Genomic DNA, 24,070 nt, shown 5'->3' with positions numbered 1-24,070 from the left:
CTGCGTTCCGTGCCGCATCCGGTGATGTTCGGCGACGACGACTTCGGGTTGGCCGAGGTCCGCGCCATCGCGTTGGGGTTCCCGGAGGCCTTCGAGAAGGTGTCCTGGGGCCGGCCGGCGTTCTGCGCGCCGAAGATGTTCGCCATGTTCGGCGGCAACGTGAAAACCGAGCGCGGGATGCTCGCCTACCCGTCGGCACTGCTGGTCAAGGTCGACGAGTCCGACCGCCGGGCATTGGAGCAGGATCGCCGGTTCTTCTTCCCGGCCTACATGGGGCCGTTCGGCTGGCTCGGGTTGGACCTGACCGCGGGCGCGGTGGACTGGGGCGAGGTGCGCGAACTGGTCGACGCGTCGTTCCGGCTGGTCGCCAGCACGAAGCTGATCCGAGCACTCGACGAAAAGCCCTGATTCACACCGGTTTTGCGGCACCCACCGTCAGGAACGTACGCAACCGGTCGAGCACCAACTCCGGGCACTGTTCGATGATCCAGTGCCCGGCGCCGGGCACCAGTTCGAGGTCGAAATCCGCGCAGCGCTCGGGCAGCACCCGCAGCAGTTCGGGAGTCAGCACCGAATCGTCGGTGCCGTGCAGCCAGCGCACCGGAACCGTGACGTGATGCTGGTCGTACTCGCCGCGCATCCAGCGTGACGCCTCGCGGGTCTGGAAGGTGCGGTACCACTTGGACCCGGCGACGGCATAGGCCGGCCGCGCCATGCACGCCCGGTAGAAGTCCATGTCCTCGTCAGGGGTGACGTAATCACCGCCGACCCAGGAGCCCAGCAACCGGAAGAAACGCATCTTCGGGTCGGCGATCACCTTGGGGCCGATGACGGGCAACAGCATCGGGATCTGGTACCACATCCGCCAGATGTTGGCCAAGGCGGTGAGATCGCGTTTGAGCCACGGCACGGCGGTGTTGATGCCCATGAACGACGCCACCTTCTCGGGGTGGCGCAGCATGAAGATGGTCGCGACCGGACCACCCCAGTCATGGGCGACGAGGCGCACCGGACCGACGCCGAGGGCGTCCACCACACCGGCCAGGTCGTCGGCCAGGTCGTTCTTGAAGTAGCGGTCGCCCGGCGGGGTGGAGCTCCACCCGGCACCGCGCAGATCCGGGCACAGCACCCGGTACCCGTCGGCGGCCAGCGGTTCGATATGGCGGCGCCACTCCCACCAGTTCTGCGGGAAACCGTGCACCAGCATCACCGGCGGTCCGTCGGTGGGGCCGGCGTCGGCGACGTGGATCGTCACACCGGAGCCGAGGTCGAGATAGCGGTGCTGCACGCCGGGGAGGTCGGGCGGGTTGTCCATACAGCCAACCTACGTCATAACCTTCGGTATCCGGTACCACCGGTAACAAATCAGTGGGTCAGCGCACGACCAGGCCGGCGGCCAGCTTGGCGGCACGCGCCTGCCGGTACCCCAACGCCGCGCCGGCCAGCGGAATGAGCAGCAGCCCGGCCAGCCCGAACCAGGACGTCCACGGCTGCCCGGGCCGGGCACTGTCCCACGCGTGTCGCGCGGACAGGTCCAGTGGTGCCGCGGGGTGCGGCGCCGGCGGCGCCATACCCAGGGGGGCCGGCTGGGGCACCACGGCCACCGGCGCCGGGACCGGCAGGCCGGGCTGCGGCGCCGTCACTGCAGGAGGCACTCCCCGCCCCGGCTCGGGGTGGCGGCCGTTGCCGAACGTCACCTTCGGAGCGACGAAGACCGGCACGATGGCCGGCGAGCGCGACCCGGAGGAACCGAATGCCGGCGGCTTCGGGACGGTCTGCGGGGCCCGGCTCGCGGTAGCGGTGTGGGTGCGGCCGGTGCCGCCATTGCCGACGCGGTCGGCTCGATCACCGCGATGGCCATCGCGGCCCTGTCCGGCATGCCCGCCCGGATCTCGCGGCTGGGCACCGGCGAAGGCCGTGGACGTGCCGCCTGCCAGCAGGAACATCGAGAGCGCGACGGCACCCGCCGCCATCGTCCGCTTCGCTCGATCCACAGGGCTCCCCCGCCGTCCGGTCCTCACCATACTGCGAACCGATGTTTGCGGGCTAGACCGCGTCCGGATCCTGATGCAGCCCGTCGGCGGCTCGTTGGAGCAGGCTCAGTGCGGTCCGAGCCCAGTCCGCGGTGGCGCCGGCCAGCCCGCACGCCGGGCTGATACCGATCCGGTCGCGCAGCACGGCACGGGCAAAACCCAGCCGGTCGGTGATCGCCGCCGCCGCGCCGGCCAGCTGGTCAGGGGCGGGACGCCGGGACGGCGCGGTCCCCGCCACCACCCCGAGCACGACGGTGCGCCCGGACTCCACGAATTCCCCGATGCCGTCCAGGTCGGCGGCGTCCAGCGTCGAAGCATCCACGGCGATGGCTTGAATATCACTGCCCCGCAACAGCTTCCACGGCACATCGGGGGCACAACAGTGCACCAGCACCGCACCGCCGACCCGCTGGGCGCACCCGTCGAGCAACGAGCCGGCTACCGGGGCATCGACCGGATGCACCGCCGACATGCTGGTCACCCCGGTCAGCCGGCCGGCCAATGCCGCCGGCAGCGACGGCTCGTCGAACTGCACCACCACGTCGGCACCGATGCGGCGGGCCACCTCGGCCCGGTGCGCGGCGACGCCCTCGGCCAGCGAGGCCGCCAGGTCACGCAGGGCGCCCGCGTCGGTGATGGCGCGGTGCCCGTTGGACAACTCCAACTGGGCGGCCAGCGTGATCGGGCCGGGCACCTGCACCTTGACGGTGCGGCCCTGGCTGCCGCGCAGGCCGGCCTTCTCCCAGGCCTCCTCCAAGGCGTCGAGATCCTCGTCGAGCAGACTGACCGCGCGGCGCAGCACGGCGCTGCGACCGGGGCTGATGCGATAACCACGGGGCACGGTGTCGATGCCGATGTCCACCAGCAGCGCACCGGCGCGGCCGATCAGATCCGCGCCGATCCCGCGGGCCGGCAGCTCGGCCAGGTGCGGCAGCGCGTGCAGTTCACCGACGATCACCTCGGCGGCCTGGCGCGCCGACGTGCCCGGCCAGGATCCGATACCGGTCGCGGTGGCGAAAACACTCACGCGGGCAACACTATTCGATCGCCATTCAGCGCACGATGGTGGCGCTGCCGAGCACCTCGTCACCGGCCGGGTCCGGCCGGTAGAGCACCATCGTCTGGCCGGGTGCCACGCCCCGCAGCGGGGTGCGCAGCGCGGCGTGCAGCTGCCCGTCGCGCAGCTCGACGACGGCGTCCACCACACCGCCGTGGGCGCGGACCTGTACCACGCACTCCACCGGACCGGTGGGGGCGCTGCCGGAGGTGAACACGGGCTTCTCCCCGCGCAGCGTCGTGATGTCCAGCTCGGCGGCGGGCCCGACGCGCACCGTGCCGGTGTCCGCGTCGATCCCGGTGACGTAGCGAGGCGCCCCGTCCGGGCCCGGCCCGGCGATGCCGAGGCCCTTGCGCTGGCCGATGGTGAAACCGTGCACGCCGTCATGCTCGGCGAGGATGGTGCCACCGGTGTCGACGACCGCGCCGGGCCGGATTCCGATCCGAGCACCCAGGAAGGCGCGGGTATCGCCGGACGGGATGAAGCAGATGTCGTGGCTGTCGGGCTTGTCGGCCACGGCGAGCCCGCGCCGGGCGGCCTCCTCGCGGATCTGCGGCTTGGGGGTGTCGCCGATCGGGAACAGCGCATGCTGCAGCTGATGGGCGGTCAGCACGCCCAGCACATACGACTGGTCCTTGTCCGCATCCACGGCGCGGCGCAGTCGGCCGCCGTCCAGCCGGGCGTAATGGCCGGTGGCCACCGCGTCGAAGCCCAGTGCCAGGGCTCGCGCCGACAGCGCGGAGAACTTGATCTTCTCGTTGCAGCGCACGCACGGGTTCGGGGTCTCGCCGCGAGCGTAGGACTCGACGAAATCGTCGATCACGTCTTCTTTGAAGCGGTCGGCGAAATCCCAGACATAGAACGGGATATCGAGGATGTCGGCGACCCGGCGCGCATCGCCGGCGTCCTCCTTCGAGCAGCAGCCGCGCGATCCGGTGCGCAGGGTGCCGGGCGCGCTGGACAGTGCCAGATGGACACCGACGACATCGTGGCCGGCGTCCACCATCCGGGCGGCCGCAACCGAAGAGTCGACGCCGCCGCTCATCGCGACCAAGACCCGCATCACAGCACCCCCGCGCTGGCCAGAGCCGCCGCCCTGGCCCGCTGCACCGCAGCGGGCAGCGCCGCCAGCGCGGCGTCCACGTCGGCATCGGTGCTGGTGTGCCCCAGCGACAGCCGCAGCGAACCGCGCGCGATGACCGGATCGGCACCCATCGCCAACAGCACATGCGAGGGCTGCGCCACGCCGGCAGTGCAGGCCGAACCGGTGGAACACTCGATTCCCTTGGCATCCAACAACATCAACAACGAATCGCCCTCACAACCGCGAAAGGTGAAGTGGGTGTTACCCGGCAGCCGCCCATCGCCGAGCGCGCCGTTGACGTCCACATCCTCGATGGTCTCCCGCACCCCGCCGATCAGGCGGTCACACAACGCGCGCAGCCGCGCACCGGTGGCCTCCAGCCCTTCGACCGCCACCCGGGCGGCCGCGGCCATGGCCACCACACCGGCGACATCCGGTGTGCCCGAACGGACGTCGCGTTCCTGACCGCCGCCGTGCAGCAACGGCACACAGGCGGTGTCGCGGCGCAGCAACAGTGCGCCGACGCCCATCGGGCCGCCGAACTTGTGCGCGGCCACCGACATGGCGGCCAGCCCGCTCGCCGCGAAACCGACCGGGACGTGCCCCACCGCCTGGATCGCGTCACTATGCATCGGGATATCGAATTCGGCTGCGATAGAAGCAAGTTCAGCGATAGGCAGGATGGTTCCCACCTCGTTGTTGGCCCACATCACCGAGATCAACGCGATATCGTCATGCTCGGCGACGACGGCACGCAAGGCCTCGGGCGATACCGACCCGTCCGCCGCGACGGGCAGCCAGGTGACTTCGGCGCCCTCGTGCTGCTGCAACCATTCGACGGCGTCCAGCACGGCGTGGTGTTCGATCGGCGTGGTGACGATGCGGCGCAGCTGCGGAGACGCGTCCCGCCGGGCCCGGTAGATGCCCTTGATGGCGAGGTTGTCGCTCTCGGTGCCGCCCGCGGTGAAGATGATCTCGGACGGGCGGGCGTCCAGCAGACCGGCCAGCGCCTCCCGCGCCTCCTCCATCCGCCGCCGCGCCGCACGCCCCGACGTGTGCAGTGAGGATGCGTTACCGACCGTCCCCAGCACAGCCGTCATCGCCTCGATAGCAGCCGGGTGCATCGGAGTGGTGGCGGCATGGTCCAGATAGACGGCGGTCATAACCTTTCCAGAATAGCCGCCGCCCGCCCATCGGCCCGACCCGCAGGTCAGGCCGCGGTCATCGTCCCCGTCGCTACGCTCGCATGCCCGTGCCCGCGCCGGACCACGTCACCGCGCACGGCGGCCTCGCACCGGGCCTTCAGGTCGCGGCGGGAGGTACCGGGCAACTGCAGCGACTGCACCTGGACATGCACGATGGTGCGCCGTGCGGTGACCAGGCGCCGGATCGAGGCCAGCAGGGTGTCCTCACCGATATAGGCGGGCACCGTGGACGGGCGGCCGTCGCGGTGGTGATAGGTCAGCCGCAGCGGCTGCACGGGGCGTCCCGCGTCGACCGCGGCCTGGAACATGGCCGGCCGGAACGGGCCATACCCCAGCCCGCACCAGGTGGTGCCCTCCGGGAAGGCGACCACGGTGTGACCGGCGCGCAGCCGGGCGGCCACGGCGTTGACCACGCCGGGCAGCCGGCGCAGATTGCCCCGGTCGATCGGGATGACCTTCATCAGCCGGGCGACCACGCCGAGGGCCGGCCAGTCGATGAGGTCGGCGCGCGCCACGAACGAGCCCGGCATGACCGCACCGATCGCGAAGACGTCCAGCCAGGACACGTGCCCGCTGACCACCAGCACCCCGCGCAGGTTTCGAATCGGTCCGCCCGACACCGTGATTCGTACGCCGATACACCGCAGCATCAGTCGGCAGTAGCCGCGTTGCAGATGCGAGCGGCCGGGCAACGGCACCGCCAGCAGCGGAACCGCGGTGATCAGCAGCGCCGCACCGATGACGCGCAGCGTGGTCCGGGTCCAGATCGCCGGGCGGGAACCCAGCGGCGCGGCGCCGGCGTGCATGCAGCTGGCATCGCAGGAGGCCTGCGGCAACCAGGAATGCTGGGTGCTCATGCGCCGGCCGCCATCTCGCCGGCCTGGGAGACCGATCGCAGCCGTTTCAGGTAGCGCACGTCGGCTTTGCGTTTATCCAGCAGGGCCGGGAAATCGCCGACGCCGAAGTCCGGGTCGTGCGCGGGCTCACCGCACACCTCGGCACCCAGGCGAAGGTAACCGCGCATCAGCGCGGGGACGCTGACCCGCGCCGGCGGATCGATCTCGTCGAGGGTGCGGCCGTCGATCACCACCGGCCGATACGGCCGCACGGTGTACTCGGCCGGTGCGCCGTGCCTGCGGAGCACGAAGTCGCGCACGCCGCGCAACCCGCTGCCGGGTTCTTCCCCGTCCGGGTGCGTCGGCACCGACACGCAGCCGGTGACGTAGTCGTAGCCGCAGCGGTCCAGGTAGGCCAGGATCCCGGCCCACATGAGCAGCACCACCGCACCGTTGCGGTGATCGGCGCGCACCACGGCACGGCCCATCTCGACCAGCGACGGGCGCAGCGTGTCCAGCGCCCGGACGTCGAATTCGGTTGCGGTGTACAGGCTTCCGGCCGCGATGGCGCCCGGCGGCGGCAACATGCGATAGCAGCCCACCAGTTCGCCGGTGGTGTCCTCGCGCACCAGCAGGTGATCGCAGAACTGGTCGAAGCGGTCGGCGTCCAGGCCGGCCTCGAAGCCGGGGCTGGTGCAGGTCAGGGTGAATCCGGGTTCGGAGGTGAACACGTGGTGGCGCAGACGCTGCGCGGCGTCGATGTCGCCGGCGTCGGTGGACAGCAGCAGGGTGTAGCGCGGGCCGGCGACCGCGGGTGCCGCGTGGTCGGTGTCATCAGCCGGTATGAGTACGGATGCGGTGCTCATACCCAGCACGGTCGCCCACCCGGGTCTCCGGATGGCATCGAGCGCGTGACGTGTCCGTGCACGCTCAGTGACGAAATGTGGCCGCTACTCGACGAACACCACGTTGTCGGCCACCGGGTTGCGCGGTGTGGTCAGGTTGTTGGCCGGGAACGCCGGGTCCGGATAGCCGATCGCCAGCCCGCACAGCACCGTGAGCTCGTCCGGGATACCCAAGTGGGCCCGCAGGATCTCCGGATATGCCGCGATGGACACCTGCACACAGCTACCCAGGCCACGCTCGGCGAGCGCGAGCAGCAGCGTCTGCAGGAACATGCCGACCCCGAGGGCGTCGACCACGCCCAGATCGCGGTGCATGCACACCACCGCGCCGATCGGGGCCCGGAAGAACTCCCAGTTGCGCAACTGGGCCAGCCGCCGGCCGTCCTTGTCGTGGCGGGCGATGCCCATCGAGCCGTAGACCAGGCCGCCGAGTTCCTGTCGCAGCGGCAGATACGTCTCCGGGATCCCGGTGGTCACCGGCAGTTCGACGGAGGCCTGCGCCAGCAGCGCCTCCACCAAGCGGTCCCGTCGCGGCCCCGACGCGAGGAACAGCCGCCACGGCTGGACGTTCGAGTTCGACGGGGCACGCATGGCGAGGGCGAGCGCTTCGTCGAGCAGTTCGCGGGCAACGGGCTTGTCCCGCAGGAACAACCGGGTGGAGTGGCGCGTCCGGACGAGCTCCTCGAAGTCGGTCATGGCCGTGGCACGCGCGAACCGCCGATGACCAGGCTGCCGCGCTGCAACGGGACGCCGAAGTAGGTGGCGTCGGCGTCGACGACGACGGCCTTGCCGCTCCCCTGAGCGGCCAGCACACGGCGGGCCAGGTCGGCGAAGGTGATCTGCTCTGGCCCACCGATCTCGACCAGGCCGTCGCGCGGTGGCGCGGTGGCGGCGTGGGCTACGGCGGCCGCGACATCGTCGGATGCGACGGGCTGGATGAGCGCGTCCGGTGCGCGGACCACGTCACCGGCGTCGAGCCAGGCGACGATGGCCTCGGTGAGCTCCTGGAACTGGGTGGCCCGCACGATCGTGTACGGCAGGCCCGATGCGGCGATGGTGTGCTCCTGGGTCACCTTGGCCCGCATATATCCGCTTTCCGGCAACGTGTCCGCGCCGACGATGGACAGCACGACGTAGTGGCGGACGCCGGCCGCCTTGGCCGCGGCCACCAGGTTGGCCGAGGAGCGGGTGAAGAAGTCCGTCGCCGGGCCCTCCTCGGGGGACGGTGAATTGACGACGTCGACCAGCACGTCGGCACCCGCCAGTGCTTCGGCGAGCCCATCTCCGGTCAGCACGTCGACACCCGATGCGCGGGACGCGGCGACCACATCGTGTCCATCGCCGGTGAGCAGGTCGACCACCTTGGCGCCGATCAGGCCGGTGGCCCCGATAACGGAAATTCTCATGGCTCCAGACTGCCGCGTGCGGCCTGGCAATGGAGCCCTTGAAAACCCGTAGTCCCGCGCACGAAAAAGCCCCCGGACGTGCGTCCGGGGGCCCTTCGCGAAGCGATCAGCCCTTGCGGGCCTTGACGGCGTCGGTGAGCTGCGGGGTCACCTTGAACAGGTCGCCCACGATGCCGAGGTCGGCGATCTCGAAGATCGGCGCCTCTTCGTCCTTGTTGACCGCGATGATGGTCTTGGACGTCTGCATACCGGCCCGGTGCTGGATGGCGCCGGAGATGCCGAGGGCGATGTAGAGCTGCGGCGACACGGTCTTACCGGTCTGGCCGACCTGGAACTGGCCCGGGTAGTAGCCCGAGTCCACCGCGGCGCGGGAGGCACCGACGGCGCCACCGAGCGCGTCGGCCAGATCCTCGACCACCGTGAAGCTGTCCGCGCTGCCCACCCCGCGGCCACCGGCGACCACGACACTGGCCTCGGTGAGCTCCGGACGGTCACCGGCGACGACCGGCTCGCGGGAGGTGATCTTGGTCGCATTCTCGGCCTGGGCCGGGACCTCGACGTTGACGACCTCGCCGGCACCGTCGGCCGGGGCAGCCTCGACGGCACCCGGGCGGATGGTGATGACGGGCAGCTCACCGGTGGGCTGCGCCTCCACGGTGTAGGCGCCACCGAAGATGCTGTGGACGCCGATGGCGCCCTCCTTGAGCTCGACGATGTCGACGAGCAGGCCGGAGCCCAGACGCGCGGCCAACCGGCCGGCGACCTCTTTGCCCTCGGCGTTGGCGGCGATGACCACACCGGCCGGAGCGGCCGACTCGGCCAGCGCGGCGAGCACGTCGACCTTCGGGGTGACCAGGAAGTTGTCCACGTCAGCCGACTCGGCGACGTAGATCTTGGCGGCGCCGGCGGCCTTCAGACCGTCGGTCAGGCCGGCGGCGGTGCCGGGGCCGGCCACCACGACGGCGGACGGCTCACCCAGCACCCGGGCGGCGGTGATGAGCTCGGTGGTGACCTTCTTCAGTGCACCATCGGCGTGCTCGACGAGCACAAGTACTTCAGCCATGAGTATGTCCTTAAGTGTGTGTCTGAGGGATCGGGCGACTAGATCAGCTTCTGGGCGACCAGGTACTCGGCGACCTTGGTGCCGCCTTCACCTTCGTCGGTGATCTTCTCGCCGGCAGTCTTCGGCGGCTTCGGGGTGGACGACAGCACCTTGGTGCCGGCGTTGGCCACGCCCACCTCGTCGGCCTCGACACCGATCTCGGCCAGGGTCAGGACGGTGACTTCCTTCTTCTTGGCGGCCATGATGCCCTTGAAGGACGGGAAGCGCGGCTCGTTGATCTTCTCGTTGACGCTGACCACGGCGGGCAGGGTCGCCTCCAGGCCGAACACGCCCTCGTCGGTCTCCCGCTCGGCGGTGACCTTGCCGCCCTCGACGTTCAGCTTGCGCACGTGGGTCAGCTGCGGCAGACCCAGGTACTCGGCGATGACCGCCGGAACGGCGCCGCCGACACCGTCGGTGGCCTCGTTACCGGCGATGACCAGCTCGGTGCCCTCGATGGTGCCCAGCGCGCGGGCCAGGGCCCAGCCGGTCTGGATGACATCGGAACCGTGCAGGCCGTCGTCCTTGAGGTGGACCGCCTTGTCGGCACCCATGGACAGTGCCTTGCGGATGGCTTCGGTGGCGCGCTCGGGACCAGCGGTCAGCACGGTCACGGTGCTGTCGCCGCCCTCGCGCTCCTTGATCAGCAGCGCTTCCTCGACCGCGCGCTCGTTGATCTCGTCGAGAACGGCGTCGGCCGCTTCCCGGTCGAGAGTGAAGTCGCCGTCGGTGAGCTTGCGCTCCGACCAGGTGTCAGGGACCTGCTTGATCAGGACCACGATGTTCGTCATGACTGTGGTTCGTCCTCCTCGATGAGGCCGTCAGCCGGCCTGGGCATATCACGAATTACGCAACGGCCACCAGGTTACCCGTCGGTAACTTTTGCGGCACGCAAGGACACCATAACTGCTCAATCGGCTTATCAAGACCTCACGGTCGCCGGGCACCGTTCGCGAACACCTCATCACGGGTTAGCCTGCCTTCCAATGAGCACATTCGGTTCGGTCGACAACCCGGGCGCGCAGCCTTCGCTGCCGCTGACCGGTGAACGCACCATTCCCGGCCTCGCCGAGGAGAACTACTGGTTCCGCCGGCACGAGGTGGTCTACCAGCGGCTGGTCGAGCGCTGCGCCGGCCGCGACGTTCTGGAGGCCGGGCCGGGCGAGGGTTATGGCGCCGACCTGATCGCCGGTGTGGCTCGCCGCGTCGTCGGCGTGGATTACGACGAGTCCGCGGTGGCCCATATCCGGGCGCGCTACCCGCGGGTGCAGATGCACTTGGGGAACTTGGCCGACCTCCCCATTGCCGACGCGTCGGTGGACGTCGTGGTGAACTTCCAGGTCATCGAGCACCTGTGGGACCAGGCCCAGTTCGTCGGCGAGTGTTTCCGGGTGCTTCGCCCCGGCGGGCTGTTGATGATGTCCACCCCGAACCGGATCACCTTCTCCCCCGGCCGGGACACCCCGCTCAACCCGTTCCACACCCGGGAACTGAACGCCGCCGAGCTGACCGAACTGTTGACCCAGGGTGGCTTCGCGATGGAGGCGATGCTCGGCGTGTATCACGGTGCCGGCCTGGCCGCGATGGACGCCCGGCACGGCGGTTCCCTCATCGACGCCCAGATCGCCCGTGCGGTCGCCGATGCGCCGTGGTCGCAGGAGCTGCTGGCCGATGTGGCCGCGGTCAGCACCGACGACTTCGACCTGACCGATGCCCGAGACATCGACGACAGCCTGGACCTGGTGGCGATCGCGATCCGGCCATGAGCGAGCCGGTCCCGGGCCTGTTCACCCTGGTCCTGCACACCCACCTGCCGTGGCTGGCCCACCACGGCCGCTGGCCGGTCGGCGAGGAATGGCTCTACCAGTCCTGGGCGGCGTCCTATCTGCCGCTGCTTCGGGTGCTGCGCACGCTGGCGGCCGAGGGTCGCGGGCACCTGGTCACTCTGGGCATGACGCCGGTGGTGACCGCTCAGCTCGATGACCCGTACTGCCTGGACGGCATGCGGCACTGGCTGTCGAACTGGCAGCTGCGCGCGCTGGAGGCCACCACGGTCCGCTCCGGCACCGCGTTCGCGGCGCCAGAAGCCATGCGCGCGTTTGGGATTCACGAGTTCGACGCCGCCGAGCGGGCACTCGACGAGTTCGGCTCGCTGTGGTGCCACGGCGCCAGCCCGCTGCTGCGCGGGCTCATCGACGGTGGCACCATCGAACTGCTCGGCGGGCCGTTGGCCCATCCGTTCCAGCCGCTGCTGCACCCGCGGTTGCGGGAATTCGCGCTGCGCGAGGGCCTCGCCGACGCGGCGCACCGGTTCGCCCACACCCCGAAGGGCATCTGGGCACCGGAGTGCGCGTACGCGCCGGGCATGGAAACCGGTTATGCCGCAGCCGGTGTCAGCCATTTCATGGTCGACGGACCCTCGCTGCACGGCGACACCGCCGTCGGGCGCCCGGTCGGCGAATCGAACGTCATCGCCTTCGGCCGCGATCTGCAGGTCAGTTATCGGGTGTGGTCGCCGAAATCCGGCTATCCCGGCCACGCCGCCTACCGCGACTTCCACACCCACGACCACGTGACGGGGCTCAAACCGGCCCGGGTCACCGGCCGGAACGTGCCCTCGGCGGAGAAGGCCCCGTATGACCCGCAGCGGGCCGACCGCGCGGTGGACGCCCATGTGGCCGATTTCGTCGAGGTGGTGCGCCGCCGCCTGGTCGAGGAGGGCGAGCGGACCGGGCGCCCGGCGCATGTGGTGGCGGCGTTCGACACCGAGCTGTTCGGCCACTGGTGGCACGAGGGCCCGCTGTGGTTGGAGCGGCTGCTGCGGGCGCTGCCGGCGGCCGGTATCCGGGTCGGCACGCTGTCGGATGCCATCGAGGCCGGTTTCGTCGGCAGTTCCGTCGAATTGCCGCCCAGTTCTTGGGGTTCCGGCAAGGACTGGCAGGTGTGGAACGGCGAGAAGGTGGCCGATATCGTGCAGCTCAATGCCGAGGTGGTGGACACCGCGCTGGCGGCGGTGGACAAGGCGCTGGATGCCACCGACGCGCCACACGCCCGCGACCGGGTGGCCGACCAGATCCTGCGGGAGACCCTGCTGACCGTTTCCAGCGACTGGCCCTTCATGGTGAGTAAGGACTCGGCGGCCGAGTACGCCCGCTACCGCGCGCATCTGCATGCGCATGCCACGCGCGAGATCGCGGCCGCGCTGGCCGCCGGGCGCCGTGATCATGCGCAGCGCCTGGCGGAGGACTGGAACCGCGCCGACGGGCTGTTCGGCGCGCTGGACGCGAGGCGGTTGCCGCGATGACCCCGTTGGCCGAAGGTGCGCCCGCATGAAGATCCTGATGGTGTCGTGGGAGTACCCCCCGGTGGTGGTGGGCGGCCTGGGCCGGCACGTGCATCACCTGGCCACCGCGTTGGCCGAGGCCGGCCACGAGGTCGTGGTGCTGTCCCGACAGCCCACGGGCACCGACCCGAGCACCCACCCGTCCACCGACGAGGTGAGCGAGGGCGTGCGTGTCGTCGCCGCCGCCGAGGATCCGCACGAGTTCGATTTCGGCACCGACATGATGGCCTGGGTGCTGGCGATGGGGCATGCCATGACCCGCGCCGGGCTGGGCATCCGCACCCGCGGCGGGCGGGCCTGGCGCCCGGATATCGTGCACGCGCACGACTGGCTGGTGGCCCATCCCGCCATCGCACTGGCCGAATTCTTCGACGCCCCATTGGTTTCCACCATCCACGCGACCGAGGCGGGCAGGCATTCCGGTTGGGTGTCGGGCTCGATCAGCCGGCAGGTCCACGCGGTGGAGTCCTGGCTGGTGCGCGAATCCGACTTCCTGATCACCTGTTCGGCATCTATGGCCGAGGAGATCACCGAACTGTTCGGGCCCGGACTGGCCGAGACCCGGGTGATCCGCAATGGAATCGACGCGGCGGCATGGCCGTTCGCCAAGCGCGTCGCGCACGGTGGACCGCCCCGGCTGCTGTATCTGGGTCGGTTGGAGTACGAGAAGGGCATCCAGGACGCCATCGCCGCGCTGCCCCGCATCCGGCGCACCCATCCCGGCACCACGCTGACCATCGCCGGTGACGGCACGCAGCGGGACTGGCTGGCCGAGCAGGCCCGCAAACACAAGGTGGTCAAGGCGATCGAGTTCGTCGGCCGCCTCGACCATGCCGGGCTGGTACAGATGCTGCACACCGTCGATGCCGCCGTCCTGCCCAGCCACTACGAACCGTTCGGCATCGTCGCGCTGGAGGCTGCGGCCACCGGCACTCCCCTGGTCACCTCGACCGCCGGCGGCCTTGGCGAAGCCGTCATCAACGGCGAGACGGGCGTGTCCTTCCCGCCGCACGACGTCGCGAAGCTGGCCGCCGCTGTGCGCGCCGTGCTGGACGACCCGGCCGCCGCGCAGCGCCGCGCCATCGCCGCCCGTGAGCGCCTCAACCACGATTTCGACTGGCACACCGTGGCCGCCGAGACGGCCCAGGTGTACCTGGCCGCCAAACGCGGTGAGCGCAACCCGCTGCCGCGCCGGCCGATCGTCGAGCACGCCCTGCCCGACCGCTGAGGTCAAAACGGCGGCACTCCTTGCTTTTCGGCTTGTTCTCGACGTAGCCGCTCTTTGCGTTCGTCGATGTGCGCTTGATTAGCTGCACGTTCGGCCTTGATCCGCTGGGTGCGCTCCTGGGCGCGGGTGCGTGGACGGGTTGGCATCTTGAGTTCGCGCCGGGCAGCCGGATCCGCACGGCCGAGCGTCGGTGTTCCCGTGGGGGTTCCCAGCGCCGGGAACCAGTGCGCGCCATCTGGCGTGGTGATGTACGTGTTGCCGGTCGGCGTCGCCCAGACAACGGCCCCGTCGGGTAGTTGAAAGTCGCTCCAGCCGGTGTGGAACGTCTTGAGCAGATGGTGAAATCGACACAGCAACTTGAGGTTTGACGGATGCGTCGGCCCGGCCGGCCATGGGACCGTGTGGTCGATATCGCAGTCGACCGCGGGAACACCGCAGCCGGGGAATCGACACGTCAAGTCGCGACAGCGAACGAATTCGGCGAGTGCGGTACTCGGCCGATACCCGGGTTCGGCCTGCGCCGACGGGATTTTCACCCGTTTCACCGTGGCTCCGTCGGTGACCAGCTGGGTGATCTGTTCGGCGGGGATCAGTCCGTGGTCGGACAGCAACGCCAGTGCACGCGGATCACCGGTGAGCCCGGCTTCATCGGTGATCAGGTGGATCACGAACCTGCCGTTGACTGGCGCCGCGGCGACTTCGATGGCGGGGCAATTGTCCTGACCGCACTGACAAGCCAACGGGCGGCCCATCGCCAGCGCTCCGATGGCGTCGGCGCGACGCTGCGCCTTGGTTCGCGGATCTCTAGAACACACCCCGTCGGCGAGCATGTTCAGCGCGGCGTCGAAGGCGGCGGCATCGGCGGCGCGTGCGCGCGCCCAGATATCGGTCACACCGGGTGGTCCGGGATCGATGTCGACGCGCCGTTTTTCGACCGCCGGACGCGGAGCACGCACACCGGCCGGATCGTTGCGGGCAATGATCTCGTCGACGCGTTTCTGTTGCTGCGGGCCCGAATAGCGGGCCCAGCCGGCGACTTTGGCGGCGATCTTGGCATCGATGGCGGTCAACATCGCGGGATCCTCGACCAGATCGGTGCGCGCCACCACGGTCGCGATGAGTCGCCGGTCGACTGCACCGGTGGCATACACGGCGGCCACCGCGGGCAGTCGCTCACGCAATGCGATGGCCAACTCCACCTGCGCCTTGGCGCGCCGCTGCGAAACGCCCTGCGCAGCGGCGACCTCCGCTGCCAGGCCGCTGTACCCGTCGATCACCCAGTTGACTTTCTCCACGTCGCCCTCGGGCGAGCGGATCTGATAGAGATCGGCGATTGCCGACAGCCGGGCGGCTCCAGCGGCGTTCTCCCGACGGCTGGCGGCAGCCATCGACTCCAGCGCCGCGGCGGCTTGCCGACGTTCCGCGCTAACAACTCCATCGAACATGTGTTCGATTTTAATCGGCCCCACCGACGCGCCACGCATCAAAAATTCCGCCGCCACGGAGGCTCGTCGCTTAGCTAAGCTAGCCAATTCGCCGAGATGCCTAGGTCACCTAAGCGACGAGGATGCTCGAACACCGAATCATCGCGGCGCGCTGGCGTCCGCGCTCACATAAGGGGCCTAACGCGCGGCTTTCTTCCGCTCGATATCGGCCAGCGCCGCCGCCAGTTCGGCCCGGTCGGCGGCCGACGCGTCCCACGCCACCTTGCGGTTCTTGACCACCTTGGCCGGGGCGCCGACGGCGATGGAGTAGTCCGGGATCTCGCCCTTGACCACGGCGTGCGCGCCCAGCACACAACCGCGACCGATCGACGTCCCGCGCAGAATGGTCACCTTCGCCGCGACCCAGGTGTCCGGCCCGATCCGCAGCGGGCTCTTGACGATGCCCTGGTCCTTGATCGGCAACTCCAGGCTGTCCATCTTGTGGTCGAAGTCGCAGACGTAGCACCAGTCGGCCATCAGCACAGAGTCACCCAGCTCGATGTCCAGATAGGTGTTGATCACGTTGTCGCGGCCCAGCACCACCTTGTCGCCGATGCGCAGCGACCCCTCGTGACACCGGATGGTGTTCTTGTCCCCGATGTGCACCCACCGCCCGATCTCCATGGTGGACAGCTCCGGGGTGGCCTGGATCTCCACACCTTTGCCCAGGAACACCATGCCGCGGGTGATGATGTGCGGGTTGGCCAGCTTGAATTTCAGCAGCCGCCAGTACCGCACGAGGTACCACGGCGTGTACGCCTTGTTGGCCAGCACCCAGCGCAACGAGTCGGCGGTCAAGAATCGCGCCTGACGCGGATCACGCAGTCGAGAACCGCGCCACCTCTTGTGAAGGGGCGCGCCCCACATCGTCGTCATGGCCGGTCAGCCTACGCGAGGGCGACACCCGATAGTCTCGGGACTCGATGCCTGCTTCCACGACGTTGCCTGCTTCCACGACGTTGCCTGCTCCCACCACGGCGATACGCCGGTTCGCTGCCGTGCTGGCTGTCGCGGCGCTGACCGTGACTTCCTGCGGGAACACCGACTCCTGGGTCCAGGCGCATCCCGCGCAGGGCTGGTCGGCCCAGTACGCCGATGCCGCCAACAGCAGTTACAGCCCGGTCGACGGGGCGAACACCCTGAAGCTGGAGTGGAGCCGGTCGGTCAAGGGCGAGCTCGGCGCGCAGGTCGCCCTGGGCGCCGGTGGCTACCTGGCCGCCAACGCCCAGACCCCCGATGGCTGCTCGCTGATGTTGTGGGAGAGCGACAACAACGGCAGACAGCGCTGGTGCACCCGGCTGTGGCAGGGCGGTGGCATGTCGAGCCCGCTCATCGATGGCTTCGACAACCTGTATGTCGGCCAACCGGGCGCGGTGATGTCGTTCCCACCGACCCAGTGGATCCGCTGGCGCGAACCCGTCATCGGGATGCCCACCACGCCACGACTGCTGAACCCCGGCCAGCTGCTGGTGGTCACTCATCTTGGCCAGGTGCTGGTGTTCGACGCCCACCGCGGCACCGTGATCGGCACCCCGCTGGACTTGGTGGCGGGGGTCGACCCGACGGATGCGCAACGCGGCCTGCAGGATTGCCCGCCGGCCCGGCGGGGGTGCCCGGTGGCGACAGCCCCCGCCTTCTCCGCGGACACCGGCATCGTGGTGGCCACCCTGTGGGAACCCCAGGCACCTGCCCCGGAACTGATCGGCCTGCGCTACAAGCCGAACCAGACACCGATGCTGACCCGCGAATGGACCAGCACCGCAGTGGGCGGCGGCCCGCTCGCCGCTCCGGTGCTCTCGGCCGACGGCCGCACCGCCTACGTCAACGGCCGCGACGGCAAGCTGTGGGCCGTCGACACCGCCAACGGCACACCGAAATGGTCGGTGGCACTGGACTTCCAGCCCCAGACGCCACCGTCGGTGTCACCGCAGGGCGTGATCGTCGCCGGCGGCGGACCGGGCGCCAAACTGGTGGGCATCAGCCCCGACGGCAAGATCGCCTGGACCCGTGCCGACACCGAGCCGCTGTCGACGTCGAGTCAGGCCGGCGCACGGGTGGCGTACACGGTGACCCGCGACGGTGCGAACGGCTTGGCGCTGTTGGCCTTCGACCCGACCGACGGCCATCCGCTGAACCACTACGCGCTCCCGGAGGCCACGGGATGGCCGGTCGGTGTGTCGGTCGGCCATGATCGCCGCGTTATCGCCGCGACCAGCGACGGCCAGGTCTACGGTTTCGCCCCGGCCTGACTCAGGCGATCATCGGGTCGATCGGCCCGCGCGGCACGGACACCTGCACGGCCCCGGCGGCTTCCGGTAACAGCTCACCCTGGCTGAAGAAGAAGATGATGGCGTCGTTGGTGATCGCGAAGTTCTGGTAGTTCGCCGGGTCCAGGCCCGCCGCCGGCGCCACCGGATTGAACAGACCCGACTGCTTGGCCAGTTCGGCCTGCACCACGGGGAAGATCGCGGGCAACGGGTCGGTGCCTGCGCGGAACAGGTTTTCGAACGTGATCGGCTTGCGGAGCGCCTGATCCCAGTTGAAGGCCTTGTAGAAGGTCTGTGGGTGCGCGCCGCCGACGTTCTGGTAGGTGGTGAAGACCACCGACTGCGTGTTCCGGGGCGGCACCGACGAGTCGTACTTCGTTGTGGTGGTGTCCAACTCGTAGGGCATACCGCGCGAGTCCGGCGTCCGTGCGACGTTCAGGAACCCGTCGCGGGTCTGCTTGACGTAGTCGAAGACGGCATTCTGGTCCGGGAAATCGGTCGGGAACGTGATGTTGAGCGTGTAGGCCGGTTCCGTGGCCTGCACCACGCAGGTCGAGTCCGGCCCCGGGTTACCGCCCACGTCGGAACATTTCGGCGGGGCGGCCGAGGCCAGTGCCGTGCCGGCGGACCCCAGCAGCACAACAGACACGACCAGCGAAACAACTCGCATCGGGTGACATCCTCCGGGTCCGGGACGGCACGGGCGCCGTCGCCGCCAGATTACCTGGGGCGTCATCGCGACGGCCGACAAATGAACGCCACCGCGCGGCTTGCCGCGCCGGTGCCGATCCGGGTGATCACCACGCTGAGCCGCTCGCTGCCCCGCGGTTTGAGGCGTCGCCGCAACGCGTCCGGGTCCACGTCCACCCCGCGCACCAGAATCTCGACCGCCCCTACGTCACGCGCGCTCAATTCCCGGCGCAACCGCTTCTCGTCGAATCCGATCTCGGCGAGCACCTCGAAACCCCGGACTCCCTCTGGCAATTGGTCACCGGACAGATAGGCGATATCGGGATCCAGTTGCCATAGCCCGTACCTGGTCCCGTACTGGCGTACCAATCCGGCCCGCACCACGGCGCCGTCGGGGTCGACGATCCAGCGTCCTGCCGGCGCCACCGGGCAGTCGTCGGGATCGGTGTCGGTGATCTGCTCGCCACGATCCAGCAGGGTGGCCCGGCGCCCGGCCGTGGCCAGCCCGGCCGACCACAGGCACGCCTCACGCACACTGCCGCCCAACGAACACACCTCGATCTCACCGCGGAAACCGAGCTCACCGAGCTGGCCGAAATTAATTCCGGGGGCGCATTTCACCACCAGGTCACGCCCGCGGTAGACCTCCAGCAGCAGGTCCAGCGCCGGGGTGTAATCGCGCGGGTCGAACCGCCGCCGCCCCGCACTGCGCCGGGCCGGGTCGGCCACCACGACGGTGTCGCGGGTGACCGGCACCAACGCGTCGGCGCGGCACAGCTGCACCCCCGCGACGTTGTTGCGGGCCATGGCAAGTCGCACCGGGTCCAGGTCGCTACCCAGTAGCACCTCGGCGGTGCCCCGCAGGGCGGCCAACTCCGCACCGACCGAACACGTCACGTCATGCACGGGCCTGCCGGCCAGCCGCGTGGCCCGGTGCCGGGCCACCGGCTCAGCGGTGCACTGCTGCAACGCCTCGTCGGTGAACAGCCAGCCCGACGGGTCGGCGAACTTGGCAGCGGCCTTACGCCGCAACAGCACCGTCTCCACCAGCACGGCGGCGTGGTCACCGAAAGACGTTCGCGCCGAAGCGATATCGGCCACCCGACTGGCCTCGGTCAGCCGGTACCCATCGACTTCGGCCAGCGCGGCCCGGCCTCGGTCGCTGCGCAGATACTCGACGTCGTCGAGGCCGAAAGCTAGGACGGCTTGACCCCGGTGACCATCACGTTGTAGAACCAGCCCTTGGGCACCACCCGGCGCCAGACGTTGGAGTCCACCCAGGACAGCGACGTCCAGCTGTTGAACGCGAATTTGGCCCAGCCCCAACCCAATTTGCCGGGGGGCACCGACGCCTCGAAGGTGCGGATCGGCCAGCCCAGCATGGCGGCGGTGAATTCCTCACTGGCGGTGGCGACCTCGACCGCGCCGGCATTGGTGGCCATCCGCTCCAGATCCGACGGCTCGAACGTATGCAGATCCACCACGGCCTCCAGTGCGGCGGCGCGGGAGGACTCGTCGAGTTCGGCCTGCGGCCTGCGCCAGCCTTCCAGGCCGGGCAGCTTGGTGATGTTGGTGGACAGATGCCACGTCAGCGTCGACAGGTTGCGGGCGTACACGTTGCCCTTACTGGTCGGCTCGCCGGCGAACACGAAGCGCCCGCCCGGCTTGAGCACGCGCACCACCTCACGCAGGGACAGCTCCACATCGGGGATGTGATGCAAGACCGCGTGCCCGACCACCAGGTCGAAGGTGTTGTCCTCGTACGGGATGCCCTCGGCGTCGGCGACCCGACCGTCGACGTCCAGCCCCAGGCCCTGTCCGTTGCGGGTGGCCACCTTCACCATGCCCGGTGACAGGTCGGTGACCGAACCGCGCCGGGCCACCCCGGCCTGGATCAGGTTGAGCAGGAAAAAACCGGTGCCGCAGCCCAGCTCCAGGGCCCGGTCGTAGGGCAGTTCGCGTTGCACCTCGTCGGGCACGATGGCGTCGAACCGGCCGCGGGCATAGTCGATACAGCGCTGGTCGTACGAGATGGACCACTTGTCGTCGTAGGTCTCGGCTTCCCAGTCGTGGTAGAGCACCTGGGCCAGCTTGGTGTCCTTCAACGCGGCCTCGACCTGTTCGGCCGTGGCGTGCGGGTTGGGTACAGGCGCGTCGATGCCCTGGGTGTGGTCCGTGCTCGTCATATGGGCAGCCTAACTCCCGGTCGCCTTCCCGAAGACCTCGACGTAGTGGCGCACCCCGTCACCAGCGCCGTCGATCATTCCCTTGGCCCCGGCCAGCACGTGCGCGGGCGCCTCAAGGAAGCGCCGGGCCCGGGCCAGTGCCACGTCGTACACGCCGTCCGGGGCCACCATCTCGTCGATCAGGCCGATGTCCAAGGCCTCCTCGGCGCCCACGAACCGGCCGCTGAACACCAGGTCCTTGGCCCGGCTGGCGCCGATCGCGCGAACCAGGCCGGCCGTCCCCGCCGCGGGTAGCAGGCCGGCCAGCACCTCGGTGGCCCCGAACTTGACGTTGTCACCGGACACCCGCCAGTCGGCGGCCAACGCCAACGCCAACCCGGACCCCAGCGCGTACCCGGTCACCGCGGCGATGGTGGGTTTCGGGATTCCGGCGACGGCGTCGACGGCGGCCCGGCACGTCCGGGTGACGCTCTCGGCGTCGCCGACGTGTAGCCGGCGCAGTTCGGGCACGTCGTCACCGGCACAGAACACCTCGTGGCCGCCGTAGAGGATCACCGCGCCGACGACCGGGTCGCCGGCCAGTTCCGCTGCCGCTTCGCCGACCTCACGACACATCTGCCGGGTCAGCGCGTTGCCCGGCGGGCGGGACAGCACCAGCGTGCCGATGCCGTCGTCGACGACCAGGGTGACGAACTCACGCACGGGTCAGTGTCCTTCGGGTGCGCGCCGGTTACGCGCGGCGTTGTATCGGGCCCCGTCGAAGAACTCGATGTCCCACTCGCCGGTCCCCTTGTCCGCGGACAGCCTGGGCTCCATCGCGACGATCTTGCGCTCGGTGGCCAGCACCTCGGCCACGGTCCGCCCGGTCAGCGAATCCAGTTGCGACCAGGTCGGCGGCAGCAGGAACGACCGGCCCTCGGCGAACTCGTCGAGGGCCGCCTGCGGGGTGGACCAGAACGCGCGGTCGCTCTCGGTGTTCTCGCCGTCAGCACGCTGGCCGGCCGGCAGCGCACCGACGAAGAAGTAGGTGTCGTAGCGGCGGGTGCGCTCCTCTTTCGGGGTGACCCAGTTGGCCCAGGGCCGCAGCAGGTCGGCCCGCAGCACCAGCTTCTCGGTGCGTAGGAAGTCCGCGAAGGACAGCGAATTGTTGGCCAGCGCCGCCCGCTGCTCCCGGTACACCGACGCGTCGTCGACGAGGACGTCCGAGTCGTCGGCCGCCCCGGCGAACAGCACCCCGGACTCCTCGAACGTCTCGCGGGCGGCGGCGCACACCAACGCCTCGGCAAGGTCGACGTCGACGTTGAGGCGCCCGGCCCACCACGTCGGGTCGGGGCCGTACCAGGCGATGTCCTTGCCGTCCCCGGGGGCAGGAGCGGAGCGACTCGGGGGGTTTTTGTAGTCGCGGTCGTCGACACCACCGCCGGGGAACACCATCACGCCCGCGACGAAGTCCATCGCCGAGTGCCTGCGCATCAGGAAGATCTCCAGCGACTCCGGGGTGCCCTGGTCACGCAGCAGCATCACCGTCGAGGCCGGCCGGGGAATCAACGCTTCGCTCATGCGCGCCTCCTGTGTGCCGCGCGGCTGCGCACCCGCCGCGCGAAGTAGCGTCCCTCGACCATTTCGAGGGCGATCGACTGCCCGAACGCGGTCGACAAGTTCTCCGATGTCAACACGTCGGCGAGCAACCCGGAGGCCACCACCGCCCCCTCGGACAACAGCAGGCAGTGGCTGAAGCCGGGCGGGATCTCCTCGACATGGTGGGTGACCAGCACGATGGCCGGCGCGTCCGGGTCGGCGGCCAGATCGGCCAGCCGGGCCACCAGTTCCTCACGGCCACCCAGATCCAAACCGGCGGCGGGCTCGTCGAGCAGCAACAGTTCCGGGTCGGTCATCAACGACCGCGCGATGAGCACACGCTTGCGCTCACCTTCGGACAGCGTTCCGTAGGTGCGCTCGGCCAGATGCTCGGCGCCGACGCTCTCCAGCATGTCGACGGCCTGCTCGTAGTCGACGTCGTCGTACTTCTCACGCCACCGGCCCAGTACCGCGTACCCGGCCGAGACCACCAGATCGCGTACCACCTCGTCGTCGGGCACCCGTTGGCTCAATGCCGAACTGGACAGCCCGACCCGGCTGCGCAGCTCGGCCATGTCGGTGCGGCCGAGTCGCTCCCCCAACACGAACGCGGTGCCCGACGACGGATGGTCGACGGCGGCGGCGATCCGCAACAGCGAGGTCTTACCGGCCCCGTTGGGTCCGATCACCACCCAGCGTTCGTCGAGTTCGACGGCCCAATCGAGGGGCCCGACCAGGGTTTTGCCGCCGCGGCGCAGGCTGACTCTGGCGAAATCGATCAGCAGGTCTGGATCGGATTCACGCTCGGTGTCTGGCACTCGCCCATCGTAGTGTCGGGCTCCTCGCCGGCCCGGGAGCGCCCCGCGGCGCCGAAGTCGTGGAACAGCAGCCGGCGGGGCATGATCCGCAGGATCAGCTGGACCAGTGGGCCGATCCCGAAGGCATAGACCACCGTGCCGACACCGACGGTGCCGCCCAGCAGCCAGCCGGCCGCCAGCACGGTGGCCTCGATGGCGGTGCGGACCAGCCGGACCGAGAGGCCGGTGCGCGCCACCAGGCCGGTCATCAGCCCGTCCCGCGGGCCGGGACCGAGCCCGGCGCCGATGTAGAGCACGGTGCTGACGGCGTTGAGCAGGACCGCGCCCAGCATCAGGGCGATACGGGCCGGCAGTGCCTCCGGTGCGGTGAGCAGGGCCAGCCCGGCATCGACGGTCACCGCGATGACGATGACGTTGGCGACCGTGCCGATGCCGGGCTTGTTGCGCAGTGGGATCCAGGCCAGCAGCACGATGACGCCGACCACGGCCGTGGCGGTCCCGATCGTCATCGGGGTGTGCCGCGTCAAGCCCTGATGGAACACGTCCCACGGGTCCAGTCCGAGGCCGGCGCGCACCATCATGGCCATCGACAGGCCGTACCCGACGAGCCCGAACAGCAGCAGCGCCGCCCTGTTGAGGCTTCTCATGCGTGGTCCGGGAAGCGAGCTCGGATGGCATCCAATTCGTTGCGAACGCGCCGGGCATCGGGGTCACCGCCGTGTCGCACGCGGTTCGACGGGCCACTGCGGTGGTACTTCGACGCCAGTCGGGATAGCCAGTTCTTCGTCACCTGTCCAGTTTCGAACCAGATTGGCTTGCTCATCAATAGCCAGTTCGGCCATACTGGC

25 protein-coding genes are annotated in these 24,070 nt (G+C 69.6%); 5 read left to right on the top strand and 20 right to left on the bottom strand.

Going from position 1 to position 24,070, the window contains the following annotated elements; translation table 11 throughout:
* The first annotated feature begins 9 nt into the window (after positions 1-9).
* Positions 10-408, top strand: coding sequence for an MmcQ/YjbR family DNA-binding protein (locus tag SBI67_RS21545; protein ID WP_318982505.1), 399 nt, complete (start codon positions 10-12; stop codon positions 406-408).
* Between the two features lies 1 nt (position 409).
* On the opposite strand, the gene SBI67_RS21540 is transcribed toward SBI67_RS21545, so the two are convergent.
* The 11 genes from SBI67_RS21540 to SBI67_RS21490 form a co-directional block, all read right to left on the bottom strand.
* Entirely contained in the window at positions 410-1,315 is a 906-nt protein-coding gene (locus SBI67_RS21540) for an alpha/beta fold hydrolase (RefSeq protein ID WP_318982504.1), read from the bottom strand.
* 58 nt (positions 1,316-1,373) lie between these two features.
* Entirely contained in the window at positions 1,374-1,994 is a 621-nt protein-coding gene (locus tag SBI67_RS21535) for a hypothetical protein (RefSeq protein WP_318982503.1), read from the bottom strand.
* Between the two features lie 52 nt (positions 1,995-2,046).
* A complete protein-coding gene (locus SBI67_RS21530; RefSeq protein WP_318982502.1) occupies positions 2,047-3,060 on the bottom strand; it encodes a uroporphyrinogen decarboxylase/cobalamine-independent methonine synthase family protein in 1,014 nt (337 codons plus the stop codon).
* 25 nt (positions 3,061-3,085) lie between these two features.
* On the bottom strand, positions 3,086-4,153 hold the full coding sequence (gene mnmA, locus SBI67_RS21525; RefSeq protein WP_318982501.1) for a tRNA 2-thiouridine(34) synthase MnmA: 1,068 nt from the start codon (positions 4,151-4,153) through the stop codon (positions 3,086-3,088).
* Positions 4,153-5,337, bottom strand: a complete 1,185-nt coding sequence (locus SBI67_RS21520) for a cysteine desulfurase family protein (protein ID WP_318982500.1) — start codon at positions 5,335-5,337, stop codon at positions 4,153-4,155. The genes mnmA and SBI67_RS21520 overlap by 1 nt, the downstream gene beginning before the upstream one ends.
* A gap of 47 nt (positions 5,338-5,384) precedes the next feature.
* Positions 5,385-6,236, bottom strand: coding sequence for a lysophospholipid acyltransferase family protein (locus SBI67_RS21515; RefSeq protein WP_318982499.1), 852 nt, complete (start codon positions 6,234-6,236; stop codon positions 5,385-5,387).
* Positions 6,233-7,081 (bottom strand): GNAT family N-acetyltransferase, encoded by an 849-nt coding sequence (locus SBI67_RS21510; RefSeq protein WP_318982498.1) that lies wholly within the window; start codon positions 7,079-7,081, stop codon positions 6,233-6,235. Before SBI67_RS21510 ends, SBI67_RS21515 begins: the two co-directional genes overlap by 4 nt.
* Positions 7,082-7,165: 84 nt before the next feature.
* A complete protein-coding gene (locus tag SBI67_RS21505) occupies positions 7,166-7,816 on the bottom strand; it encodes a nitroreductase (RefSeq protein ID WP_318982497.1) in 651 nt (216 codons plus the stop codon).
* Positions 7,813-8,526, bottom strand: a complete 714-nt coding sequence (locus SBI67_RS21500) for an SDR family oxidoreductase (protein WP_318982496.1) — start codon at positions 8,524-8,526, stop codon at positions 7,813-7,815. Before SBI67_RS21500 ends, SBI67_RS21505 begins: the two co-directional genes overlap by 4 nt.
* 106 nt (positions 8,527-8,632) lie before the next feature.
* A complete protein-coding gene (locus SBI67_RS21495) occupies positions 8,633-9,589 on the bottom strand; it encodes an electron transfer flavoprotein subunit alpha/FixB family protein (protein WP_318982495.1) in 957 nt (318 codons plus the stop codon).
* A gap of 38 nt (positions 9,590-9,627) precedes the next feature.
* Positions 9,628-10,419, bottom strand: a complete 792-nt coding sequence (locus SBI67_RS21490) for an electron transfer flavoprotein subunit beta/FixA family protein (RefSeq protein WP_024450491.1) — start codon at positions 10,417-10,419, stop codon at positions 9,628-9,630.
* Between the two features lie 195 nt (positions 10,420-10,614).
* Between SBI67_RS21490 and SBI67_RS21485 the strand changes: the two genes are divergently transcribed.
* From SBI67_RS21485 to SBI67_RS21475, 3 genes are read left to right on the top strand one after another with little or no spacing between them, the layout of a single operon-like run.
* The gene (locus tag SBI67_RS21485; RefSeq protein ID WP_318982494.1) at positions 10,615-11,394 is read left to right on the top strand and encodes a class I SAM-dependent methyltransferase; all 780 of its coding nucleotides are present in this window, start codon (positions 10,615-10,617) and stop codon (positions 11,392-11,394) included.
* Positions 11,391-12,932: a 1,4-alpha-glucan branching protein domain-containing protein gene (locus SBI67_RS21480; protein WP_318982493.1), complete on the top strand. Its 1,542-nt coding sequence runs from the start codon at positions 11,391-11,393 to the stop codon at positions 12,930-12,932. The genes SBI67_RS21485 and SBI67_RS21480 overlap by 4 nt, the downstream gene beginning before the upstream one ends.
* A gap of 25 nt (positions 12,933-12,957) precedes the next feature.
* Positions 12,958-14,199, top strand: coding sequence for a glycosyltransferase family 4 protein (locus SBI67_RS21475; RefSeq protein WP_318982492.1), 1,242 nt, complete (start codon positions 12,958-12,960; stop codon positions 14,197-14,199).
* 2 nt (positions 14,200-14,201) lie between these two features.
* Here the strand turns inward: SBI67_RS21475 and SBI67_RS21470 are convergent, their stop codons facing one another.
* The gene (locus SBI67_RS21470; protein ID WP_318982491.1) at positions 14,202-15,644 is read right to left on the bottom strand and encodes an HNH endonuclease signature motif containing protein; all 1,443 of its coding nucleotides are present in this window, start codon (positions 15,642-15,644) and stop codon (positions 14,202-14,204) included.
* Between the two features lie 177 nt (positions 15,645-15,821).
* Complete coding sequence (locus SBI67_RS21465; protein WP_036402745.1) at positions 15,822-16,559, bottom strand: acyltransferase; 738 nt, start codon at positions 16,557-16,559, stop codon at positions 15,822-15,824.
* 47 nt (positions 16,560-16,606) lie between these two features.
* On the opposite strand from SBI67_RS21465, the gene SBI67_RS21460 reads away from it, so the two are divergent.
* Positions 16,607-17,932, top strand: coding sequence for a BamB-related PQQ repeat family beta-propellar protein (locus tag SBI67_RS21460; RefSeq protein ID WP_318982490.1), 1,326 nt, complete (start codon positions 16,607-16,609; stop codon positions 17,930-17,932).
* Position 17,933: 1 nt separating this feature from the next.
* On the opposite strand, the gene SBI67_RS21455 is transcribed toward SBI67_RS21460, so the two are convergent.
* The 7 genes from SBI67_RS21455 to yczE form a co-directional block, all read right to left on the bottom strand.
* Positions 17,934-18,620, bottom strand: a complete 687-nt coding sequence (locus SBI67_RS21455; protein WP_318982489.1) for an esterase — start codon at positions 18,618-18,620, stop codon at positions 17,934-17,936.
* Positions 18,621-18,682: 62 nt separating this feature from the next.
* Complete coding sequence (locus tag SBI67_RS21450) at positions 18,683-19,879, bottom strand: THUMP-like domain-containing protein (protein WP_413232546.1); 1,197 nt, start codon at positions 19,877-19,879, stop codon at positions 18,683-18,685.
* Positions 19,837-20,826 carry a class I SAM-dependent methyltransferase gene (locus tag SBI67_RS21445; protein ID WP_318982488.1) on the bottom strand — a complete coding sequence of 330 codons (990 nt, stop codon included), beginning with the start codon at positions 20,824-20,826 and terminating at the stop codon, positions 19,837-19,839. Before SBI67_RS21445 ends, SBI67_RS21450 begins: the two co-directional genes overlap by 43 nt.
* A gap of 9 nt (positions 20,827-20,835) precedes the next feature.
* Positions 20,836-21,528, bottom strand: a complete 693-nt coding sequence (locus SBI67_RS21440; RefSeq protein ID WP_318982487.1) for an enoyl-CoA hydratase — start codon at positions 21,526-21,528, stop codon at positions 20,836-20,838.
* A gap of 3 nt (positions 21,529-21,531) precedes the next feature.
* Positions 21,532-22,386 carry an NUDIX hydrolase gene (locus SBI67_RS21435; RefSeq protein ID WP_318982486.1) on the bottom strand — a complete coding sequence of 285 codons (855 nt, stop codon included), beginning with the start codon at positions 22,384-22,386 and terminating at the stop codon, positions 21,532-21,534.
* Positions 22,383-23,222 carry an ABC transporter ATP-binding protein gene (locus SBI67_RS21430; protein ID WP_318982485.1) on the bottom strand — a complete coding sequence of 280 codons (840 nt, stop codon included), beginning with the start codon at positions 23,220-23,222 and terminating at the stop codon, positions 22,383-22,385. The genes SBI67_RS21435 and SBI67_RS21430 overlap by 4 nt, the downstream gene beginning before the upstream one ends.
* The gene (yczE, locus tag SBI67_RS21425) at positions 23,183-23,869 is read right to left on the bottom strand and encodes a membrane protein YczE (protein ID WP_318982484.1); all 687 of its coding nucleotides are present in this window, start codon (positions 23,867-23,869) and stop codon (positions 23,183-23,185) included. Before yczE ends, SBI67_RS21430 begins: the two co-directional genes overlap by 40 nt.
* Positions 23,870-24,070 lie beyond the last annotated feature (201 nt).

Source organism: Mycolicibacterium chengduense (assembly GCF_033741155.1).
Classification (GTDB): domain Bacteria; phylum Actinomycetota; class Actinomycetes; order Mycobacteriales; family Mycobacteriaceae; genus Mycobacterium.
The sequence above is the reverse complement of the archived record's forward strand: the minus strand, read 5'-3'. Positions and strand labels throughout refer to the sequence as shown.

Bases quoted from the DNA above. Each gene is read 5' to 3' on its own strand.
- SBI67_RS21540 (WP_318982504.1), bottom strand. From the start codon at position 1,315: ATGGACAACCCGCCCGACCTCCCCGGCGTGCAGCACCGCTATCTCGAC.
- mnmA (WP_318982501.1), bottom strand. From the start codon at position 4,153: ATGCGGGTCTTGGTCGCGATGAGCGGCGGCGTCGACTCTTCGGTTGCG.
- SBI67_RS21520 (WP_318982500.1), bottom strand. From the start codon at position 5,337: ATGACCGCCGTCTATCTGGACCATGCCGCCACCACTCCGATGCACCCG.
- SBI67_RS21515 (WP_318982499.1), bottom strand. From the start codon at position 6,236: ATGAGCACCCAGCATTCCTGGTTGCCGCAGGCCTCCTGCGATGCCAGC.
- SBI67_RS21510 (WP_318982498.1), bottom strand. From the start codon at position 7,081: ATGAGCACCGCATCCGTACTCATACCGGCTGATGACACCGACCACGCG.
- SBI67_RS21505 (WP_318982497.1), bottom strand. From the start codon at position 7,816: ATGACCGACTTCGAGGAGCTCGTCCGGACGCGCCACTCCACCCGGTTG.
- SBI67_RS21500 (WP_318982496.1), bottom strand. From the start codon at position 8,526: ATGAGAATTTCCGTTATCGGGGCCACCGGCCTGATCGGCGCCAAGGTG.
- SBI67_RS21495 (WP_318982495.1), bottom strand. From the start codon at position 9,589: ATGGCTGAAGTACTTGTGCTCGTCGAGCACGCCGATGGTGCACTGAAG.
- SBI67_RS21490 (WP_024450491.1), bottom strand. From the start codon at position 10,419: ATGACGAACATCGTGGTCCTGATCAAGCAGGTCCCTGACACCTGGTCG.
- SBI67_RS21485 (WP_318982494.1), top strand. From the start codon at position 10,615: ATGAGCACATTCGGTTCGGTCGACAACCCGGGCGCGCAGCCTTCGCTG.
- SBI67_RS21480 (WP_318982493.1), top strand. From the start codon at position 11,391: ATGAGCGAGCCGGTCCCGGGCCTGTTCACCCTGGTCCTGCACACCCAC.
- SBI67_RS21475 (WP_318982492.1), top strand. From the start codon at position 12,958: ATGAAGATCCTGATGGTGTCGTGGGAGTACCCCCCGGTGGTGGTGGGC.
- SBI67_RS21470 (WP_318982491.1), bottom strand. From the start codon at position 15,644: ATGTTCGATGGAGTTGTTAGCGCGGAACGTCGGCAAGCCGCCGCGGCG.
- SBI67_RS21465 (WP_036402745.1), bottom strand. From the start codon at position 16,559: ATGACGACGATGTGGGGCGCGCCCCTTCACAAGAGGTGGCGCGGTTCT.
- SBI67_RS21460 (WP_318982490.1), top strand. From the start codon at position 16,607: ATGCCTGCTTCCACGACGTTGCCTGCTTCCACGACGTTGCCTGCTCCC.
- SBI67_RS21455 (WP_318982489.1), bottom strand. From the start codon at position 18,620: ATGCGAGTTGTTTCGCTGGTCGTGTCTGTTGTGCTGCTGGGGTCCGCC.
- SBI67_RS21445 (WP_318982488.1), bottom strand. From the start codon at position 20,826: ATGACGAGCACGGACCACACCCAGGGCATCGACGCGCCTGTACCCAAC.
- SBI67_RS21435 (WP_318982486.1), bottom strand. From the start codon at position 22,386: ATGAGCGAAGCGTTGATTCCCCGGCCGGCCTCGACGGTGATGCTGCTG.
- yczE (WP_318982484.1), bottom strand. From the start codon at position 23,869: ATGAGAAGCCTCAACAGGGCGGCGCTGCTGCTGTTCGGGCTCGTCGGG.